This is a genomic window from Streptomyces sp. NPDC005803, from assembly GCF_040630435.1.
Lineage (GTDB): Bacteria > Actinomycetota > Actinomycetes > Streptomycetales > Streptomycetaceae > Streptomyces.
In genome coordinates this window covers 38,594-58,645 of sequence record NZ_JBEXXO010000018.1, presented here as the reverse complement: position 1 = coordinate 58,645, position 20,052 = coordinate 38,594, and the positions used below count along the sequence as shown (strand labels likewise).

Annotated in this window: 15 protein-coding genes; 6 read left to right on the top strand and 9 right to left on the bottom strand. The window is 72.6% G+C overall.

The annotated features are described in order from the left end of the window. Positions 1-92: 92 nt before the first annotated feature. The 3 genes from ABZ454_RS24640 to ABZ454_RS24630 all read right to left on the bottom strand — a co-directional run bounded on the left by ABZ454_RS24640 (position 93) and on the right by ABZ454_RS24630 (position 7,068). Entirely contained in the window at positions 93-2,876 is a 2,784-nt protein-coding gene (locus ABZ454_RS24640; protein WP_359540938.1) for a protein kinase, read from the bottom strand. Between the two features lie 179 nt (positions 2,877-3,055). Then, a complete protein-coding gene (locus tag ABZ454_RS24635; RefSeq protein ID WP_359540934.1) occupies positions 3,056-5,014 on the bottom strand; it encodes a serine/threonine-protein kinase in 1,959 nt (652 codons plus the stop codon). 347 nt (positions 5,015-5,361) lie between these two features. Continuing rightward, a complete protein-coding gene (locus tag ABZ454_RS24630) occupies positions 5,362-7,068 on the bottom strand; it encodes a glycerol-3-phosphate dehydrogenase/oxidase (RefSeq protein WP_359540932.1) in 1,707 nt (568 codons plus the stop codon). Positions 7,069-7,315: 247 nt separating this feature from the next. Here ABZ454_RS24630 and ABZ454_RS24625 point away from each other — a divergent pair, with 247 nt between their 5' ends. Both ABZ454_RS24625 and ABZ454_RS24620 read left to right on the top strand, forming a co-directional pair. After that, the gene (locus tag ABZ454_RS24625; protein ID WP_359540930.1) at positions 7,316-8,578 is read left to right on the top strand and encodes a nucleotide sugar dehydrogenase; all 1,263 of its coding nucleotides are present in this window, start codon (positions 7,316-7,318) and stop codon (positions 8,576-8,578) included. A gap of 106 nt (positions 8,579-8,684) precedes the next feature. After that, complete coding sequence (locus ABZ454_RS24620; protein WP_359540928.1) at positions 8,685-9,269, top strand: DUF1427 family protein; 585 nt, start codon at positions 8,685-8,687, stop codon at positions 9,267-9,269. Between the two features lie 78 nt (positions 9,270-9,347). On the opposite strand, the gene ABZ454_RS24615 is transcribed toward ABZ454_RS24620, so the two are convergent. From ABZ454_RS24615 to ABZ454_RS24600, 4 genes are all read right to left on the bottom strand, one after another. Beyond that, a complete protein-coding gene (locus tag ABZ454_RS24615; protein ID WP_007453079.1) occupies positions 9,348-10,472 on the bottom strand; it encodes a GuaB3 family IMP dehydrogenase-related protein in 1,125 nt (374 codons plus the stop codon). A 105-nt stretch (positions 10,473-10,577) separates the two neighbouring features. After that, complete coding sequence (guaB, locus tag ABZ454_RS24610) at positions 10,578-12,080, bottom strand: IMP dehydrogenase (RefSeq protein WP_356321997.1); 1,503 nt, start codon at positions 12,078-12,080, stop codon at positions 10,578-10,580. 127 nt (positions 12,081-12,207) lie between these two features. Then, positions 12,208-12,783, bottom strand: coding sequence for a sigma-70 family RNA polymerase sigma factor (locus ABZ454_RS24605; protein ID WP_148020273.1), 576 nt, complete (start codon positions 12,781-12,783; stop codon positions 12,208-12,210). A 321-nt stretch (positions 12,784-13,104) separates the two neighbouring features. Then, a complete protein-coding gene (locus ABZ454_RS24600; protein WP_003948568.1) occupies positions 13,105-13,716 on the bottom strand; it encodes a response regulator transcription factor in 612 nt (203 codons plus the stop codon). Positions 13,717-14,127: 411 nt separating this feature from the next. Between ABZ454_RS24600 and ABZ454_RS24595 the strand changes: the two genes are divergently transcribed. Beyond that, on the top strand, positions 14,128-14,454 hold the full coding sequence (locus tag ABZ454_RS24595) for a WhiB family transcriptional regulator (RefSeq protein ID WP_356321996.1): 327 nt from the start codon (positions 14,128-14,130) through the stop codon (positions 14,452-14,454). A gap of 66 nt (positions 14,455-14,520) precedes the next feature. Here the strand turns inward: ABZ454_RS24595 and ABZ454_RS24590 are convergent, their stop codons facing one another. Next, positions 14,521-15,411 carry a LysR family transcriptional regulator gene (locus ABZ454_RS24590; protein WP_359540923.1) on the bottom strand — a complete coding sequence of 297 codons (891 nt, stop codon included), beginning with the start codon at positions 15,409-15,411 and terminating at the stop codon, positions 14,521-14,523. Between the two features lie 89 nt (positions 15,412-15,500). On the opposite strand from ABZ454_RS24590, the gene ABZ454_RS24585 reads away from it, so the two are divergent. Together ABZ454_RS24585 and ABZ454_RS24580 are read left to right on the top strand one after the other, a co-directional pair. Then, positions 15,501-16,172: an MOSC domain-containing protein gene (locus tag ABZ454_RS24585; protein WP_356322000.1), complete on the top strand. Its 672-nt coding sequence runs from the start codon at positions 15,501-15,503 to the stop codon at positions 16,170-16,172. Between the two features lie 265 nt (positions 16,173-16,437). Continuing rightward, positions 16,438-17,211 (top strand): SDR family oxidoreductase, encoded by a 774-nt coding sequence (locus ABZ454_RS24580; RefSeq protein WP_356321994.1) that lies wholly within the window; start codon positions 16,438-16,440, stop codon positions 17,209-17,211. Between the two features lie 8 nt (positions 17,212-17,219). Here the strand turns inward: ABZ454_RS24580 and ABZ454_RS24575 are convergent, their stop codons facing one another. Then, positions 17,220-18,749 carry a right-handed parallel beta-helix repeat-containing protein gene (locus ABZ454_RS24575; protein WP_359540921.1) on the bottom strand — a complete coding sequence of 510 codons (1,530 nt, stop codon included), beginning with the start codon at positions 18,747-18,749 and terminating at the stop codon, positions 17,220-17,222. 214 nt (positions 18,750-18,963) lie between these two features. Between ABZ454_RS24575 and ABZ454_RS24570 the strand changes: the two genes are divergently transcribed. Beyond that, the gene (locus tag ABZ454_RS24570; RefSeq protein ID WP_359540918.1) at positions 18,964-20,049 is read left to right on the top strand and encodes a substrate-binding domain-containing protein; all 1,086 of its coding nucleotides are present in this window, start codon (positions 18,964-18,966) and stop codon (positions 20,047-20,049) included. The last annotated feature ends 3 nt before the right edge of the window (positions 20,050-20,052 follow it).

The window sequence follows — 20,052 nt, the reverse complement described above, 5'->3', positions numbered from 1 at the left end:
GAGGCACGGCCACGGAACCTCGCACCGCCCACGAGATCGCACTGTGATGCTTGTCGCTCTGCCGGACCGCCCCGTCCGGATTCCGTCCTTCGCTACGTCACGCGGTAGGAGGCGGTGGCTTGTTGGTAGATTTCGGTCACCTTGTCGCGCTGGTCCTCCGGGCCGATGACCTGGAGGATGTGGTAGCGGCCCTTGACGATCATCACGAGGTTGCGTACGTAGACCTCACGGCCGCCCGCTTCCTGCCAGGTGAACTGACCCTCCGCCATGGCCTGCCGGCCGACGTCGATCCGGCGCAGCCCGCTCGCCGACGCCCAGCTGGAGTCGCGGAACTGCTGCAACTCCGGTTCCTTGTCCCGCTGGTAGTCGAGCGGATCGGCTCCGTTGGCCGTCACGGTGTCGCGCCCCGGGACGACGAGGAGGCTGAAACCGTCGCTGCCGTAACGGATCTGACGGTCCGCGCCGGCCGGGCTGCGCTGCCAGCCCTTGGGCGCTCCGACCTCGAAGCCCTCGGCGTCCTTGCGCAGGGTGTAGCCGGGGGCGAGGGCTACGGCGGAGCGGCTGGTCTGCGGCTGCTGGGCGCCCGAGGAGTGCGAGGGCGTCGGCTCGCCGGAGTCCTGGGTGCCGGGCTCGGGCGCCGTGGAGGCGGTACGGGACGGCGCGGCGCCGGACTCCATACCCGACTTGGGCATGAACATCACCGCGTACACGATCGCGGCGGCCAGGAGCAGCAGGATCAGGACGAGCAGCAGCCGGCCGAGCCTGCGCGGTGCGTGCCGCCCGTCCGGTTGCGGGCGGGGCGGGGTGCGCAGCGCCTTCGGGCCCTTGGGTTCACGGGGCGGCTTCGGGGCCGCCGTCTCGCGCGGTCCGCGGACGGCCCGCTCCGCGGGTTCCAGGCGGTCCTTGGTGTGGCGGTGCCGGCCGTGGGCCGCCCCGCCCCGCCGGCCGCGGCGCTTGCGGACCAGTTCGCCGCGGCGGCGCACCACGGGCAGCCGGGTGGCGTCGGCGGAGGGCAGCGGCACGACGTCGAGACCGGCGTCCGGCTCGGGCGCCGACCGCACGAGGGAGCGCAGCCAGCCGCGCAGTTCCTCGAAGTCCGGCCGCTCGGTGGGGTCCTGGCGCAGCAGCGACTCGACGACGGGCCGCAGCGGGCCGCACTCCTCGGCGAAGGCGGGCGGTTCGCCGCAGACCATCTGGACGAGTTCGGCGGCGTTCTCCTCCGGGTACGGGGCGTGGCCCTGTACGGCGCGGTAGAGCAGGGCGCCCAGTGCCCACAGGTCGGTGGACGGGCCGATGGGCGGGGCCAGCTGCCAGTTCTCGTGGACCGGTCCGGCCTGCTCGGGCGCCCAGCGCTCGGTGACCGCGCCGACGACGGCGATCCGGGCCTGCCGGGCCCGCTCGGCGGCGAGGGTGGTGGCGGGGCCGCGGTACGCGGACGCGTCACGGCTTCCGGCGACGATCTCGTCCCAGCGGCCCGGGGAGGTCTCGCGGGGGGCGGCCGGAGACTGGGGGCGGACGGCCGGGGCGGCGCCGGTGCCCTGGCGCCGGGAGTCGGCGCGCAGGGCGTCCTCGCTGGAGCCCCCGGCGGGCACCGGGCGCCCTCGGCCGGGGCCGTCGTCCCAGGAACCGGTCAGATGGAGCCGCCGGGGCGGCGGGCCGTCGTCTCCCTCGTCGTCGTACGGATCCTCGTCGTCGTACAGGTCCTCGTCGGCGTACCCGTCCGGGACGCCGGGCCGGCCCGGGGACTGCTCCGGGTACTCCGGGCGGGCGGGCCGCTGGACCGGCAGGGTGCCGGTGTCCGCGCCGGCCCGGCGCTCCTCCTCGCTGATGCGGGCGGCGGCGCGGGCGCCCGCACGGTACGCGGCGATGGCGCCCGCCCGCGCGGCCCGCGCCTGTGCGCTGCCGGCCTCGGGGAGGGGGAGGGGCACGGTGGCCGGCGGCACGGGCGGTGACGGCCGGCGCACGGACTCCAGCTCGCCGGCGCCGTGGGGCCGCGCCGGGCCGCCCCCGGCCCCCGAACCGGACTCGATGGCCGCGGGCCCACGGGATCCGGGCACCTCGGGCGGGCCGTACGGATCGCCGTCCCCCGGCTCCACCTCGGGCGGGCCGTACGGATCGGTTCCGCCGGTCTCGACCGCCGGCGGGCCGTACGGATCGCCGTCTCCCGGCTCCACGGCGAGCGGGCCGTGCGGACCGATTCCGCCGGTCTCGACCGCGGGCGGGACGTACGGGCCCGTGGGCCCCGATTCGACCGCGGGGGCGCCGTAGCCGTCCTCGTCGTCGGCGCGGGGCACCGGCACGTACCCGCAGAGCGCCTCCTCGGCCGCTCCGGCCGCCAGGCCGGTCAGCACGACGCGTCCGTCGTCGCAGACGAGCACCGTGCGCACGGTGATGTTGCGGTGGGTCCAGCCGTGGGCGTGCAGCACGCGCAGCGCGGTCAGGACGTCGGAGCCGATCTCGGCGGCCCGGTACGGATTGAGCGGGCGCTCCGCGAGGAGGGCCGCCAGCGGCCGGGCCGCGACCAGTTCGCTCACTATCCAGAGCGAACCCGCCTCCGCGAACACGTCGAAGACCTGGTCCAGGCGCGGGTGGTCGGGCACCTGGGCCGCCGCCTGGGCGGCCTCGATGGCGCGCCGGACCGCCGGATCGGTGGACCGCCGCACCGTGCGCCCGCCGGCGCGCCGCGCCGCCATGGGCAGCCCGTCCGCGTCGAGCACCTCGGCGTCCACGACCTCGGGCAACGGCACCTGCCGGACCAGGACCTCCTGGCCGCTGTAGGTGTCGAACGCCCGGGTCTCGACGAGTTCGTACTCATCGGACGGAGGCAGCGGAAGGCGGTAGCGGTCGGCAAGTACCCGACCCGCGTAGTCGTCCACGACGCCTCCCCAGAGCGCGCTGTCCCCCGGTCACTTCGACCGCATGAAACCGTCAATCGCGGTCACTTACGGTGCAATTGGCTCGCGGTCCCGGCTGCGTACGGTCTTCGAGCTCTCACAATACGTGGCAAGAGTCGACCGCGCGGCAGGGTCGGCGCAACCCGGCCGCGCGGCGTCCCTCAGTCGAGGGGCTTGAACGTGTCGAACGCCGTCTTGCGCAGCGTCCGGCACGCCTCGCCGTCCCACTCGTCGGCCTTGCAGCTGATCATGATCGAGTAGCCGCGCTTGGCGTCGACCTTGAAGCCGCGGTTCAGGACGCGGCTCCGCTGGCCGTTCTCGTTCCGCTCGAACTGCCAGTCGGCGACGGTCGGGTACCCGTTGTACTGGACCTTCTGTATCCCCAGGTGGTGGTACCCGTTGCTGCTCGCGGCGACCGCGCCCTTCAGCGCGTTCCAGGCGGCGGCCGCGTCCTTGCCGGGCGAGTCGTTGTAGTCGATCTGGACGCGCGGGTACCCCTTGTCGACGTTGTAGATCCCGCCGGAGTTGACGCCCGCGATCGAGTTGCGCCGGAAGCCCTCGGGCATGGCCATGGTGAAGTGGAACCGCTTGTCGGTGACCCACCGGTACCCGGCGGGCAGCGCGTCAGCGCCGTCCGAGTCGTCGCCGGAACCGTCCGATCCCTTGCCCGAGTCCTCGTCCTTCCCCTGGCCACCGCCCTTCTCGGCCTCGCCGGTGCCCTGCCCCTTGCCACTGCCCTGCTCCGTGTCGGCGGAGCCGTTGGAGCCGCTGCCGTCGCCACTGCCGGCGGAGGCTCCGGCGGTGGCGGTCGTGCCGTCCTTGCCCTTGCCGGCGTTGTCGGAGCCCGCGTCGTCCCCGCCGAGCGTGAGCGCGAGGACCGTGCCGAGCACGGCGAGCGCGATGACGGCCGCGATGATCGCCAGCGTCCGGCGCGGCACCACGTCCGTGAGGGACGCGCGGGGCGGGGTGAGCGGTGACGTGGCCGGACGCGGCGGCGGTACGGCCCCCGAGGGGGAGGCCGTGGCCGTCGAGGGAGCCTTGGCCGGCCGGGCCGGGGCGGACGCCACGGCGGCTGCTCCGGCGGCCGCGGCGGGGGCCGCCTTGGCGTTCCGCGCCGAGCGCAGCGCCCCGCGCAGCCGGTCGCGGGCGCCCTCGCCCGTCTCGGGGGCCTTCTGCGCCGCCTTGGCGGGGGCGCCGGTCACGTTCTTCGGGAGCGCCATCACCTGGGTGGCGTCGGCCGGCGGCGGGACCGGGGCCTCCGGCTGCTCCGGGGCGTTGATGACCTCGTTGAGCAGGGCGCGCGCGCCCGCGTCGTCGAGCCGCTGCTCGGGGTCCCGGGCGAGCAGCCCGTAGATGACCTCCTCCAGCGGGCCCGCGTTCTTCGGCGGGTCGAGCGGCTCGGTCATCACGGCGGTCAGGGTCGCGATCGCCGACCCCTTGTCGTACGGCGGGGAACCCTCCACGCTCGCGTACAGCAGTCCGCCGAGCGACCACAGGTCGGCGGGCGGTCCCGGCTTGTGCCCGCGGGCCCGCTCCGGCGAGATGTACGAGGGCGCGCCGACGAGCATGCCGGTGGAGGTGACCGACGGGTCGCCCTCGACCTGGGCGATCCCGAAGTCGGTGAGCACGACCCGGCCGTCCTCGGCGATCAGCACGTTGGACGGCTTCACGTCGCGGTGCAGGATGCCCTCGCGGTGCGCCGAGCGCAGCACGTCGAGGATGGCGAGGCCGACCTCGGCGGCCCGCTTCGGCGTCAGGACGCCGTCCTCCCGCACCGCCTCGGCCAGCGACTTGCCCTCGATGAGTTCCATGACGATCCACGGCCGGTCGTCCTCGTCGACCACGTCGTAGACGGTGACCGCGCCGTTGTTGCGGATCCGGGCGATCGCCTTGGCCTCGCGCAGCGTGCGCGTGATGAGCCGGCGCTTCTCGTCCTCGTCGATCGCGGAGGGGAACCGCAGTTCCTTGACCGCGACCGTACGGCCCAGCGTCTCGTCGACAGCGCGGTGGACCGTGCCCATACCGCCCCGGCCGAGCACCTCTCCGAGCCGGTACCGCCCCGCGAGAAGACGTCCGTCCTTGTCCCGTTGGGGCTCCCGTGCCTGCTCCGCCTCCGACATGCGTCCCCTCTGCGATCAACCCGCCCTGGCAGAGCGTTCATTGTCCCTCACCCCGGGACCGGTCCTGGTGCCGGGTCCGGGGACCGTCATGATGGGGCCGGGCGGAAGGGATTCCGGCCGGGCCCGTACGCGCGGCGCCGCCGCGCCAGGACCACGCCTCCGCCCGCTCCCCCAGCGAACCACATCTCACCCGAGTAGCCTCCCGCCTGCCAGGGCCCGCCGTCCAGAGCGACGCCCCGGACCACCGCGATCCCGAACCGCCGCACGCGTGGCCCGCCCTGACGCCCCGCCTTGGCGGGCGCACCCCGGGCGTCGCGGCGGGCAGACGTCGCCTGCCCGCCGCGGCACTAGGTAGGCAGGATGTCGGGCGCCCCCAGCCGCGCCGCGTCCGCCGTCAGGTCGTCCGGCTGGCGCTGCGACTCCCGTTCCGCCTCCACCCGCTTCTCGTAGTGCGCGACCTCGCGGTCGATCCGGCCCTGGTCCCAGTCCAGCACCCGCGCCATCAGCTCCGCGCACAGCCGGGCGGAGCGCGTACCCCGGTCGAAGGTCTCGATGGAGATCCGGGTGCGCCGCGTCAGGACGTCGTCGAGGTGGCGGGCCCCCTCGTGCGAGGCCGCGTAGACGATCTCGGCCTTCAGGTAGTCGTCGGCGGCCGGCAGCGGTTCGCCCGTCACCGGGTCGGCGACGATCAGCTCCAGGATCTCCTCGGCCATGGAGCCGTACCGGTTGAGCAGGTGCTCCACCCGGGCGACGTGCAGGCCCGCGCGGGCGGCGATCCTGGCCCGTGCGTTCCACAGGGCGCGGTAGCCCTCGGCGCCCAGCAGCGGGATGTCCTCGGTGACGCACTCCGCGACCCGCTGGTCGAGGCCGTGCACCGCCTCGTCGACGGCGTCCTTGGCCATCACCCGGTACGTCGTGTACTTGCCGCCCGCGACGACGACGAGGCCCGGCAGCGGGTGCGCCACCGTGTGCTCGCGCGACAGCTTGCTGGTCGCGTCCGACTCACCGGCCAGCAAAGGGCGCAGCCCCGCGTAGACGCCCTGGACGTCGTCCCTGGTCAGGGGCGTGGACAGGACCGAGTTGACGTGTTCGAGCAGGTAGTCGATGTCCGCGCTGGACGCCGCCGGATGGGCCTTGTCCAGGTCCCAGTCGGTGTCCGTCGTCCCGACGATCCAGTGCCGCCCCCACGGGATGACGAAGAGCACGGACTTCTCGGTCCGCAGGATCAGACCCGTGGAGGAGTTGATGCGGTCCTTCGGGACGACCAGGTGGATGCCCTTGGACGCCCGTACGTGGAACTGGCCGCGCTCGCCGATCAGGGACTGGGTGTCATCCGTCCAGACGCCGGTGGCGTTGACCACCTGTTTGGCCCTGACCTCGTACGTACCGCCCTCCTCCACGTCCTCCACGCGGGCGCCGACGACGCGTTCGCCCTCCCGGAGGAAGCCGATGACCCGCGCCCGGTTCGCCACCTGGGCCCCGTACCCGGCGGCGGTGCGCACCAGCGTCGCGACATAGCGGGCGTCGTCCATCTGGGCGTCGTAGTACTGCAGGGCCCCCACCAGGGCGTCCCGCTTGAGCGCCGGCGCGACCCGCAGGGCCCGGCGGCGCGAGAGGTGCCGGTGCATGGGCAGTCCCCGGCCGTGCCCGGACGACACCGACATGGCGTCGTACAGAGCGACGCCGGAGCCCGCGTACAGCCGCTCCCAGCCCTTGTGCTGCAACGGGTAGAGGAACGGCACCGGCTTCACCAGGTGCGGGGCCAGCCGCTCCAGCAGCAGCCCGCGTTCCTTCAGTGCCTCGCGGACGAGCGCGAAGTCGAGCATCTCCAGATAGCGCAGTCCCCCGTGAATCAGCTTGCTCGACCTGCTCGACGTGCCGGACGCCCAGTCACGCGCCTCGACCAGGCCGGTCGACAGTCCTCTCGTCACCGCGTCCAGCGCCGTCCCGGCGCCGACCACGCCCGCCCCCACGACCAGCACGTCCAGTTCGCGCTCGGCCATCGCGGCGAGCGCCTCGGCGCGCTCCGCGGGCCCCAGTGTCGCTGTCCTCACTGCTGCCTCCCGTAGATCGGGGTGGTCCGGCACGGGGGGTGCGGCCCGACCGCGGGGTCGGGTACCCGTGCCCACCTCTCGATTCTGTCCGTGCTCCGCGACTTCAGCCACCGCCTGTGGACAACACCCGGACGACAAGGGCCCCACAATGCGGCATATAGGTCATATTTACGCCTAGTCTGACATTGCGCTGTCCCCAGCAGTTGCGCTTTCTGTCCTCATGGTCATAGGGAAGGACGGCCACCACGTGCCTGCAGACCTCGCCGTCATCGGACTCGGTCACCTCGGCCTGCCCCTCGCCCACGCCGCCGTCGCCGCCGGTATCCAGACCATCGGCTACGACACCGACCCCCGGGCCTTCGCGGAGCTCTCCGCGGGCCGCACCCCCGTCGAGGGATCACTCCCCGCCTCCGACATCCGCCGGATGCTCGCGGGCGGATTCCGCCCCACCACCAACCAGGCCGAGCTGGGCCGGGTCCGTACCGCCGTGATCTGCGCGCCCACCCCCCTCGGCCCCGACCGCACCCTGGACCTCACCGGCGTGGGCGACGCGGCCCGCGCCCTGGCCGCCCGGCTGCGCCCGCACACCACCGTGCTGCTGGAATCGGCGGTCCCTCCCGGCACCACCGAGAACTTCCTGCTCCCCCTCCTCGAGGAGGGTTCGGGGCTGCGCGGCGGACGCGACTTCCACCTCGCCCACTCCCCCAGCCGGCTCGACCCCGGCAACCGCACCCACGTCTACGCCAACACCCCCAAGGTCATCGGCGGCCTCACCCCCGCCTGCACCGAATCGGCCGCCGCCTTCTACGGCCGGCTCACCGACAAGGTCGTCCGCGCCCGCGGCCCGCGCGAGGCCGAGATGACGAAGGTCCTGGAGACCAACTTCCGGCACGTCAACATCGCCCTGGTCAACGAGATGGCCGTGCTCTGCCACGACCTCGGCGTCGACCTCTGGGACGTCATCCGGTGCGCCGAGACCAAGCCCTTCGGCTTCCAGCCCTTCCGCCCCGGCCCCGGCGTCGGCGGCCACGGCGCCGCGGTCGACCCGGGCTACCTCCCGTACAACAGCCGCACCCCCGGACACCCGCTGCGGATGGTCTCGCTCGCCCAGGAGATCAACGACCGGATGCCGCAGTACGTGATCCAGCGCTGCGCCACCCTCCTCAACGAGCACGGGAAGTCCGTCCGCGGTGCCCGGATCCTCCTCCTCGGCATCACCTACAAGCCGGATCTCGCCGACCAGGAGGCCTCCCCCGCCCGCGAGATCGCCACCCGGCTGATGGACATGGGGGCCCAGATCGGCTACCACGATCCGCACGTCCTGGACTGGCGCGTACGCGAACTCCCGGTCCCCCGTGCCGATTCGCTGTACGAGGCCGCCTCCAGCGCCGATCTGACGGTGCTGCTCCAGCACCACCTCACCTACGACCTCCAGGGCCTCGCGGTGAAGGCGCAGCTCCTTCTCGACACCCGCGGCGCGACCCCCGCCGGGGCCGCGCACCGGCTCTGATCGCAGTCCCCCCAAGGATTCCGGTGCGTCGATGTCGGAACCGACTGCTAGCCTGCGGCGTCACTCATCGCACATTCGTGCGCCACCGTCCCAGGGGGAACCCACCATGAGCACGCCCGTACCACCGCCGAACCAGCCCTACGACGGCCAGCCGCAGGCCGGCAACCCCTACGCCGCGCAGCCCGGCCAGCCCCAGACCGGCGCCCCGACCGGCAACCCGTTCGCGGGCCAGCAGCCCGGCGGCGCCCCGTTCGGCGGCGGCGCCCCGTTCGCACCGGTGGCACCGGCGCGCAACAACGTGGGCCTCGGCATCGTCGTCGCGCTCGTCGCGGCGCTCGTCGCGGCGGGCATCTACGGTGCGATCATCGGTGCCACGAAGCACGAGATCGGCTACGCGGCCGTGGGCGTCGGCGCCATCGTCGGCTTCGCCGCCGGCAAGCTCGGCGGCCGCAACCCCGCCCTGCCGGTCATCAGCGGCGTCCTCGCGCTGGTCGGCGTGTACCTCGGCCAGCTGCTCGGTGAGGCGATCATCATCAGCAAGCAGCTGCCGCTCTCGGTCACCGAGATCTTCACCGAGCACTTCAGCGACCTGAACACGGTGTGGAAGGAAGACTCCGACGCCCTGAGCTTCGTGTTCTTCGCGGTCGCCGCCGTGGTCGCGTTCTCCACGGCCCGCAAGACGTCCGACTAGTCGCGGACCGCACGCAGGACACACGGGAGGGCCCGGACCGCGATCGCGGTCCGGGCCCTCCCGTCATGCTCCGGGCAGTCAGCGGCGGTGCTGCGAGTCCGCCACCGTCACCTCGACGCGCTGGAACTCCTTGAGGTCGCTGTACCCCGTCGTCGCCATCGCCCGGCGCAGGGCGCCGAAGATGTTCATCGAGCCGTCCGGGGTGTGCGAGGGGCCGGTGAGGACCTCCTCCGTCGTCCCGACGGAGCCGAGGTCGACCAGCTTGCCGCGCGGCACGTCCTCGTGGACCGCCTCCATGCCCCAGTGGCGGCCACGGCCCGGCGCGTCCGTCGCGCGGGCCAGCGGGGAGCCCATCATCACGGCGTCGGCGCCGCAGGCGATGGCCTTCGGCAGGTCGCCGGACCAGCCGACGCCGCCGTCCGCGATCACGTGCACGTACCGGCCGCCGGACTCGTCCATGTAGTCACGGCGGGCCCCGGCCACATCGGCGACCGCGGTCGCCATCGGGACCTGGATGCCGAAGACGTTGCGCGTGGTGTGCGCCGCGCCGCCGCCGAAGCCGACGAGGACACCGGCCGCGCCCGTGCGCATCAGGTGCAGGGCCGCGGTGTACGTGGCGCAGCCGCCGACGATCACCGGGACGTCCAGCTCGTAGATGAACTGCTTGAGGTTGAGCGGCTCGGCCGCACCCGAGACGTGCTCGGCGGAGACCGTCGTACCGCGGATGACGAAGATGTCCACCCCCGCGTCGACGACGGCCTTGGAGAACTGCGCGGTGCGCTGCGGGGAGAGCGCGGCGGCGGTGACGACGCCGGAGTCGCGGACCTCCTTGATGCGCTGCCCGATCAGCTCCTCCTGGATGGGCGCGGAGTAGATCTCCTGGAGCCGGCGCGTCGCGGACTCGACGGGCATCTCGGCGATCTCGTCGAGGAGCGGCTGCGGGTCGGCGTGCCGGGTCCACAGGCCTTCCAGGTTGAGCACACCGAGACCGCCGAGCTCACCGATGCGGATGGCGTGCTGCGGGGAGACGACGGAGTCCATGGGAGCGGCCAGGAACGGCAGCTCGAAGCGGTAGGCGTCGATCTGCCAGGCGATCGAGACCTCCTTCGGGTCGCGGGTCCGGCGGCTCGGGACGACGGCGATGTCGTCGAATGCGTATGCCCGGCGGCCGCGCTTGCCGCGCCCGATCTCGATCTCAGTCACGATGGTGTGGCCTTTCCCTCTGCGTCTGCGCTGTCCAGTATCCCCGACACAGCAAGGAGGGGCGGTTCCGGGAATGCCGGACCGCCCCTCACCTGCGCTGTCGCGTTACTTCCTGCTGTAGTTCGGTGCTTCGACCGTCATCTGGATGTCGTGCGGGTGGCTCTCCTTGAGACCCGCCGACGTGATCCGCACGAAGCGGCCCTTGCTCTCCATCTCGTCGACGGAGGCGGCGCCCACGTACCCCATCGTCTGGCGGAGACCGCCGACGAGCTGGTGCAGCACGTTGGCCAGCGGGCCGCGGTAGGGCACCTGGCCCTCGATGCCCTCGGGGACGAGCTTGTCGTCGGAGGACACCTCGGCCTGGAAGTAGCGGTCCTTCGAGTACGAGCGGCCCTGTCCACGGGACTGCATCGCGCCCAGCGAACCCATGCCGCGGTACGACTTGAACTGCTTGCCGTTGATGAACTGGAGCTCTCCAGGGGACTCCTCACAGCCCGCGAGGAGGGAGCCCAGCATCACGCTGTCGGCGCCGGCGGCGAGCGCCTTGCCGATGTCGCCGGAGTACTGCAGGCCTCCGTCGCCGATGACCGGGACGCCCGCCGCGCGGGCGGCCAGCGCGGCCTCGTAGATCGCGGTGACCTGGGGGACGCCGATGCCGGCGACCACCCGGGTGGTGCAGATCGAACCGGGTCCGACGCCCACCTTCACGCCGTCCACGCCGGCGTCGATCAGGGCCTGGGCGCCGTCGCGGGTCGCCACGTTGCCGCCGATGACGTCCACGTCCACGGCCGACTTGATCTTCGCCATCCAGTTGAGGGCGTTGCTGTTGTGGCCGTGCGAGGTGTCGACGATCAGGAAGTCCACCCCGGCCCCGGCCAGCGCCTGGGCGCGGTCCAGCGCCTCCGGGCTCGCGCCGACGGCCGCGCCGACGAGCAGCCGGCCCTCCGCGTCCTTGGCCGCGTTCGGGTACTGCTCGGCCTTCTTGAAGTCCTTGACCGTGATGAGGCCCTTGAGGATGCCCGCCTCGTCGACCAGCGGAAGCTTCTCGATCTTGTGGCGGCGCAGCAGCTCCATGGCGTCCACGCCGGAGATGCCGACCCGGCCGGTGACCAGCGGCATCGGGGTCATGACCTCACGCACCTGGCGCGAGCGGTCCGACTCGAACGCCATGTCACGGTTGGTGACGATGCCGAGCAGCTTGCCCGAGGGGTCGGTGACCGGGACGCCGCTGATGCGGAACTTGGCGCAGAGCGCGTCCGCCTCGCCGAGCGTCGCGTCCGGGCTGACGGTGATCGGGTCGGTGACCATGCCGGACTCGGACCGCTTCACCAGGTCGACCTGGTTGACCTGGTCCTCGACCGACAGGTTGCGGTGCAGTACGCCGACGCCGCCCTGACGGGCCATGGCGATGGCCATGCGGGCCTCGGTCACCTTGTCCATCGCGGCGGAGAGCAGCGGGATGTTCACGCGGACGTTCCGTGAGATGAGCGTCGAGGTGTCGACCGCGTTGGGCAGCACTTCAGATGCGCCCGGCAGCAGCAGCACGTCGTCGTATGTCAGCCCGAGCGTCGCGAATTTCTCGGGCACTCCGTCGACGTATGCAGTCATGACACCTTCCCCAAATGGCCTTGATCGGTGCGGATGTCCATGCTAACGGCCTCCGGGGGTGTCTCATTCCACGGGCAAGATCACCTGGAGGTTCTGTAGCTTTCTACGGGGCCGGTCACGGCCCGTGTCACTGTTCCGCGAGGGCCCGCAGCCGGCTCAGCGCACGGTGCTGGGCGACCCGGACGGCACCCGGCGACATGCCGAGCATCTGTCCGGTCTCCTCCGCGGTGAGCCCGACGGCGACCCGCAGGACCAGCAGCTCGCGCTGGTTCTCCGGGAGGTTGGCCAGGAGCTTCTTGGCCCAGGCGGCGTCGCTGCTGAGCAGGGCCCGCTCCTCGGGCCCGAGCGAGTCGTCCGGCCGCTCCGGCATCTCGTCGGAGGGCACCGCGGTCGACCCCGGGTGCCGCATCGCGGCCCGCTGGAGGTCGGCCACCTTGTGGCCGGCGATGGCGAAGACGAAGGCCTCGAAGGGTCTGCCGGTGTCCTTGTACCGCGGCAGTGCCATCAGCACCGCGACACAGACCTCCTGCGCCAGGTCCTCCACGAAGTGACGGGCATCACCGGGCAGCCGGTTCAGCCGGGACCTGCAGTAGCGCAGCGCGAGGGGGTGGACATGAGCCAGCAGATCATGGGTGGCCTGCGCGTCGCCCTCGACGGCGCGATGCACCAGGGCGCCGATCACCGTCGTTCCGTCCTCGCGCATCGGACCATGGTGCCCCGGTGCCGCGTCATCCGCGGCACCCCGTCCGTAGTTGTGCACTGAAGCGTTATGAGCGGGTGCGCCGGAAGTCATGTCCTGCGCCCTCCCCTTCCGCTCGACCGAATCGTTCCCGAGGAACTCCACGTCTCAAGGATGCGTCATCGGCCGGGAAGCGTCACATGCCGCCGGTGAGGCGGGTTTCCCCGGCGGGGTACGAGCGGGCCGCGTCCGTGGACACGACCCCTGACCGCGCCCTGCGCCCGGGTCGCCCCGTCCGCCCGCGAGCGGACGGGGAGTGGATCGGCGGCCGGTCACGGCCGGCCCTCAGCGGACCAGGCCCCAGCGGAAGCCGAGCGCCACCGCGTGCGCGCGGTCCGAAGCGCCCAGCTTCTTGAACAGGCGCCTGGCGTGCGTCTTCACCGTGTCCTCGGAGAGGAACAGCTCACGGCCGATCTCCGCGTTGGAGCGGCCGTGGCTCATCCCTTCGAGCACCTGGATCTCCCGCGCCGTGAGCGTGGGCGCCGCGCCCATCTCGGCCGACCGCAGCCGGCGCGGGGCGAGCCGCCACGTCGGATCGGCCAGGGCCTGGGTGACGGTCGCCCGGAGTTCGGCCCGGGAGGCGTCCTTGTGCAGGTACCCGCGCGCCCCTGCGGCGACCGCGAGCGCCACGCCGTCCAGGTCCTCGGCGACGGTCAGCATGATGATCCGCGCACCGGGGTCGGCGGAAAGAAGCCGGCGGACTGTCTCCACCCCCCCGAGGCCGGGCATGCGTACGTCCATGAGAATCAGATCCGAACGGTCGGCACCCCAGCGGCGGAGCACTTCCTCCCCGTTGGCCGCCGTCGTCACACGCTCGACGCCGGGCACGGTCGCGACCGCGCGCCGGAGCGCTTCTCGGGCAAGCGGGGAATCGTCGCAGACGAGAACGGATGTCATGACCGCCCCCCGCAGCTGATGCGCGTCACCTTGTGCCTCCAGGCTGTTACAAGTCGTCACCTGTGCGGTTGACGCTCTCGGACACCTGCCCGATCGCTTTCTCTGCCAACCGCCTCCGCACTCTCAACGATGGTCACTCGAAAGAGTTACGGGTCGGGCGACCGGGTTCGGCACTCTACGTGAGGGGTCGAGCACGGAGGAGAACGCCACGAGGTCATGCAGCCGTCAACCGAACCGCCGGACGGCCTTATGCACCATTTAGCGGGTTTTCTTCCCTTTTGCTGGTGTCTGTGACTAGATTCGCAATCAGTCATATTTACATCTACTAACACCGTAGATGTACGGTCATGGGCATGGCACGACGGACGACCACGACGTTTCCGACTCAGCATGGTTTCGAGGGGACTAGCAATGGCAGATTTCTCCCGCCTACCCGGACCCAACGCCGATCTGTGGGACTGGCAGCTGCTGGCGGCCTGCCGAGGGGTCGACAGCTCGCTCTTCTTCCACCCCGAGGGGGAACGCGGAGCCGCCCGGAGCGCCCGCGAGACCTCCGCGAAAGAGGTCTGCATGCGCTGCCCGGTGCGCGCCGAGTGCGCCGCCCACGCCCTGGCGGTACGCGAGCCCTACGGGGTGTGGGGAGGGCTGACCGAGGACGAACGCGAGGAGCTCATGGGCCGCGCCCGTAACCGGCTGATCGGCGCGGCGGCCCCCTCGCCCCCGCCCGGACGCGGCTGACCTCGCCACGCCCCACCAGAACAGAAACGTTTCTTCACTCAGCCGCGCGGGCCGGTCGAAGGCCGCTCAGCGCGCGGCCGCCAGCGACAGCTGGTCCAGGGTGGCCGCCACGGCCGGGACCTGTGCCAGGTCGGGCAGGGTCAGGGCGACGATCTCGCGCTCGATGGCCGGCTCCACCGTGACGGTCCGGGCACCCCTGGGGCGTACCGACTCGATCGCCAGCGCCGGCAGGACCGCCACCCCGAGCCCCGCGCCGACCAGGCCGATCACCGCCGGGTAGTCGTCGGTGGCGAAGTCGATCCGCGGGGTGAAGCCGGACGCCTCACAGACCTCCACCAGCTGCCGGCGGCAGCGCGGGCAGCCGGCGATCCACGGCTCCCCGGCGAGTTCGCCGATGCCCACCTCGTCCCGGTCCGCGAGCCCGTGCCCCTCGGGAACCAGCCCGATCAGCCGGTCGGTGAGCAGGGGCCGCACCACCAGGTCGTCCCACTCGGCGCCCGGCGTGCCGTACCGGAAGGCCAGGGCGATGTCGCAGTCGCCGTCGCGCAGCATCTCCACCGAGCGGGGCGGCTCCGCCTCGACCAGGGAGACCCGGGTGCCGGGATGGGCGGCCCGGAGCGCGGCGAGGGCCCCCGGCACCAGGGAGGAGCTGCCGCTGGGGAAGGAGACCAGCCGGACCCGCCCGGCCCGCAGCCCGGCGATCGCGGCGACCTCCTCCTCGGCGGCGGTGAGCCCGGCGAGGATGCCCGAGGCGTGGCGTACGAGCGCCTCACCGGCCTGGGTCAGCCGCATCTCGCGTCCGGTGCGGATGAGCAGCGTGGTGCCCGCCGAGGACTCCAGCGCCTTCATCTGCTGGCTCACGGCGGGCTGGGTGCAGCCCAGCTCGCGGGCGGCGGCGGAGAAGGAGCCGGTACCGGCCACGGCGCGCAGGACTCGGAGATGACGGGCTTCGATCACCCTTCGAATATAAGGGACGCTTGGACTGCCCGTGCATTACTCGCGTGCGGCTTTGGGTCACGGGTCGCTAGCGTGCGGGCATGACTGCGATGACTGTGCTGACGGTGAACGCGGGACGTCCCGTGGCGGCGCCCTACACCGATGCCCCGGCCGGCGTGACCGGGATCGACAAGCGCCCCGTGGAGGGGCTCATACGGGTTGGCGACCCGGGCCCGGAGGGCGAGGGCGGCAGCGGGGTGGCCGGGGACACCGTCTGCGACCTGCGCCACCACGGCGGCTCGCACCAGGCCGTGTACGCCTTCGCCCGCGAGGAGCTCGACGCCTGGGAGCGGGAGCTGGGGCGCCCGCTGGCCAACGGCACGTTCGGCGAGAACCTGACCACGAGCGGGGTGACGGTCAGCGAGGCGCTGATCGGCGAGCGCTGGCGGATCGGTGCCGAGCTGGTCCTGGAGGTCACGTCCGGCCGGATTCCGTGCCGCACGTTCGCGGGCCACCTGGGCGAGGAGCGCTGGGTCAAGCGGTTCACGCGGGCGGCGGCCCCCGGTGCGTACCTCCGGGTGATCACGCCGGGCGGCATCCGGGCCGGCGACCCGGTCGAGATCGTGCACCGGCCGGCCCACGAGGTGACGGTGGCCCTGCAGTTCCGGGCCGTGACGACCCGGCGCGACCTGCTGCCGCTGCTGCTTCCGGCCGGCGAGGCCCTGCACCCCGAGGCGCTGCGGCAGGCGCGCGCCCACGAGGGGAAGGCGGCGGCGTCCTGACGGGCCCGGTCCCCGGCGGGCCGGGCGGACGGCCGGGAAACGGAGCGGGCTCCGCGGGCCGGAAGGACACCGCCGGATCCCCGGGGGGGCACACACTGATGAGCGCGCCGCGGTGGGCCGGCCCCGCCGATCCCGACACTCCGTACATGTCCCCCGCCCACCGCCGTCCCCCGCGGACGGCGGGGCGGCGGGGCAGGTCGTGGCCGTCGGGCCGGGGGCCGGGCGGGTCGTCCGAGGGCGCACGCGGGGCACTAACGTGCCGCGTATGACGACTGCACTGATTACGGGCGCGACCGCGGGCATCGGGGCCGCCTTCGCGCGGCGGCTCGCGGCCGGGGGGCACAACCTCGTGCTGGTGGCCCGCGACACCGACCGGCTGCGGGAACAGGCCACCGAGCTCCACGACCGGCACGGCATCGAGGCCGAGGTGCTGACCGCGGACCTGTCCCGGGACGACGGGATCGCCGCGGTCGAGAACCGGCTGGCCGACCGCACGCAGCCCATCGACCTGCTGGTCAACAACGCCGGGTTCGGCAACAAGGGCCAGTACCTCGACGTCCCGATGGCCGACGAGCTGGTGATGCTGAAGGTGCACTGCGAGGCGGTCCTGCGGCTGACCTCGGCGGCCGCGGCCGGCATGAGGGAACGGGGCAGGGGCGGCATCGTGAACGTGGCCTCGGTGGCGGCGTTCCTGCCGCGCGGTACGTACGGGGCGTCCAAGGCGTGGGTCGTGCAGTTCACCCAGGGCGCGGCGAAGGACCTGGCCGGGTCGGGCGTGCGGATGATGGCGCTCTGCCCCGGCTTCGTCCGCACGGAGTTCCATCAGCGGGCCGGGATGGGCACGGGCAACATCCCGGGCTGGATGTGGCTCGACGCCGACAAGGTGGTGGCCACGGCCCTGGCGGACCTGGCGCGCGGCAAGTCGGTCTCGATCCCGGACCCGCGGTACAAGGCGTTGATGGGGCTGGTGAAGGTGACGCCGCGCGGCCTGCTCGGAGGTGTCACCTCCAGGACAGGCCGCAAGTACGGGCCGCGGTGAGTGGTGGGTTACCGGATCCCGCGGCCCGCGTAGGCGCCGATGTTCGGGGCGCCGGGCTTCAGCCGGTCGCCGAAGTAGTCCTTGCCGCCGTTGTCCGCGATGACGGCTCCGGCGGCGAGGGCGGGCGAGCCCGCGCCGAGGCGGAAGTCGTCCCGGAGCTCCGGGTCGGCCGTGATCCCGCCGGGGTTCGGGCGCGTCATGTCGATGCCGTAGAAGGCGTTGTGGTCGAAGGAGAGCCCGGGGGTCGGGTTCTTGAAGGCGTAGCCTCCGGCGCCCTCGCTGACGAAGACGTTGTTGCGGACCGACAGTTCGTGCTGGGTGGTGGCGGGGCTGCCGGCGTCGTCCTGGACGAGGTGGCCGGGGATCCGCTTCGTGTTGCGGAAGGTGTTGTTGTAGATCTGGGTGCCGAGGATCGGGCCCCAGCAGTTCTGGATCAGGCGGGCGCCGTCGTCGCTGCTGACGTTGTAGCGGGCGACCGTGCCGATGGTCTTCGCCCCGCTGTACGGGCAGATCAGCAGGAAGCCGCCCTCGTTGTCGTGGCTGTGGTTGTACTGGAAGACGGTGTTCCGCGACGCGCCGTCGGCGTCGAAGGACATGCCGTCATGGGTGTTGCCGCCGCCCGAGACCTCGTTGTACTCGACGGTCGTGTCGTCGGTGTTGAAGGTCCAGATGCCCGCGTTGGCGGAGGGCGAACGGAGCTGGAAGCCGTCGACCCGGTTGTGGTCGACGCGGGCGCCGCTCGTGGTGTCGAGCTTCATGCCGTCGCCCGCCAGGGACTTCAGCGTGTTGTGGTGGATGCGGACGCCGGTGCTGGGGGTCCACTCCCCCGGGTAGACGTTCGGGTCCTGCTGCTGACCGACCAGATCGCGCTTGGAGAAGGTCGACTTGAAGTAGATGCCCTCGCGGTCGACGTCCTCGATGCGGTTGTGCCCGATGTCCAGCCCGCCGTACCAGCTGGCCTTCGCCGTGCCCTCGACGGCGATGTGGAGGGCGCTGGAGCCGGCCAGGGTCTTGTGGTCGCCTCCCCGCACATCGTGGATGTAGAGGCCGCTGATGACGAAGCCCCGGGCGACGCCGTAGTCGGTGAGGCGCAGGCGGACACCGTTGCGCTCGCTGCCCGGGTTGTCGGCGTTGGTGATCTCCAGGTTCCTGAGGTGCACGTACTGCGTGTCGGCGAGCAGGACGGTGTCGTGCGCGCCGGCGCCGTCGAGCCGGGCGCGGGCCGGGCCGGTGCCGTAGTCGGCGATGGTGAACGGGGCTCGGGCGGAGCCCGCGCCGGTGGGGGCCAGGGTGCCGGTGCAGGTGGCGCCGCGCTTGAAGAGGAGCCGGTCGCCCGGCCCGTAGGTATGCGCACCGGCTTCGGCGAGTGTGGTCCAGGGATGCCGCCTGCTGCCGTCCGCCCCGTCCGGGGACGCGGCGCAGTCGACGTGGAAGGTCCGGCCGGCGGGCGCCGCCTGCGCGGAGGCCGGGCCTGCGAGCGTCAGACCGGCGGTGGCGGTCAGGGCCGCGAGCGCTGCGGCGGTGAGGCGATGTCTCACAATTCCTCCGTGCGAACAGTCAGGGTCGGGACGGGCCGGGAGCGGCCGGATCGGCATCGCCGGGAATCCTGGACTCGGATTGATCGAACGTCAATGGATCGCGTTTGAATGATCGAAACTCCCATCGTTCGATCACGTTGGTCTAGGGTCGGACATCGGCTCCGGAACCGGCCGGGCCAGGGGCCGGGTCACACACTGCGAGGGGACTGCCGCCGTGCGCGAAAGTGCTGCTGAACGTCATGACCGCCTGCTCGGGCTGGTACGCGACCGGGGTTCGGCCCGGGTGTCGGACCTGGCCTCCCAGCTGGGGGTCTCGCCCGTCACGGTGCGCCGGGACGTCGAGGACCTGGCCGGCCGCGGCCTGCTCGACCGGGTCCACGGTTCGGTGTCCTGGCCCCAGGACACCGCCCCCGCCACGGGCCCCGCCGGCGCCGGGCACGGCCTGGTCCTCGGCATGCTGGCGCCCTCCGCGACCTACTACTTCGCCGAGGTGATCAGGGGCGCCCACGAGGCCGCCGCCCGGGCGGGCGCCCGGCTGATCCTTCGGATCTCCGACTACCGGCCGCAGGAGGACCACGCACGCACCGAGGGGCTGCTGTCCGCGGGGGCCGAGGGCCTGCTGGTCGCGCCCGGCTGGCAGCATCCCGGCGACCCGTCGGCCTTCGGCGACTGGATCAGCTCACTGCCGGTGCCGACCGTCCTGCTGGAGCGCAGGCCCACCGCCGGGTCGCCTCTGGACGGCCTGGACCGCGTCTGCTCGGACCATGCCCACGGGGTGCTGCTGGCCGTGCGCCATCTGGTGGACCTCGGGCACGGAGCGCCGCTGCTGATGGCCCGCGCGGACTCCCCGACCGCCCTCGCGGTGCGCTCCGGATACGCGGAGGCACTGGGGGTGCTCGGGCTGCGCGCACCGCAGGACGTGATCGATTCCGTACCGGCGGAACTGGCTCCGGAGGCGTTCGAGGAAGCCGTGCGGGCGCTGCGCGAGGCGGTCCGCTCGGGGGTGGCGACCGCGGCGCTCATCCACAACGACGTGGACGCGATCCAGGTCGTGCAGCGCTTGGCGGAGCTGGGCGTGCGGGTGCCGGAGGACCTCGCGCTCATCGCGTATGACGACGAGGTGGCCGCGCTCGCGGACACCCCGCTCACCGCCGTGGCCCCGCCCAAGCGCGAGGTGGGCCGGCATGCGACGGACCTGCTGGTGGAGCGGCTCGGCCAGGGCGCGGACGCCCCGCGCCGGCATCTGACGCTGCTGCCGCAGCTGCGGGTCAGGGACTCCTGCGGAGCGCCTCTTCCGTAGGCG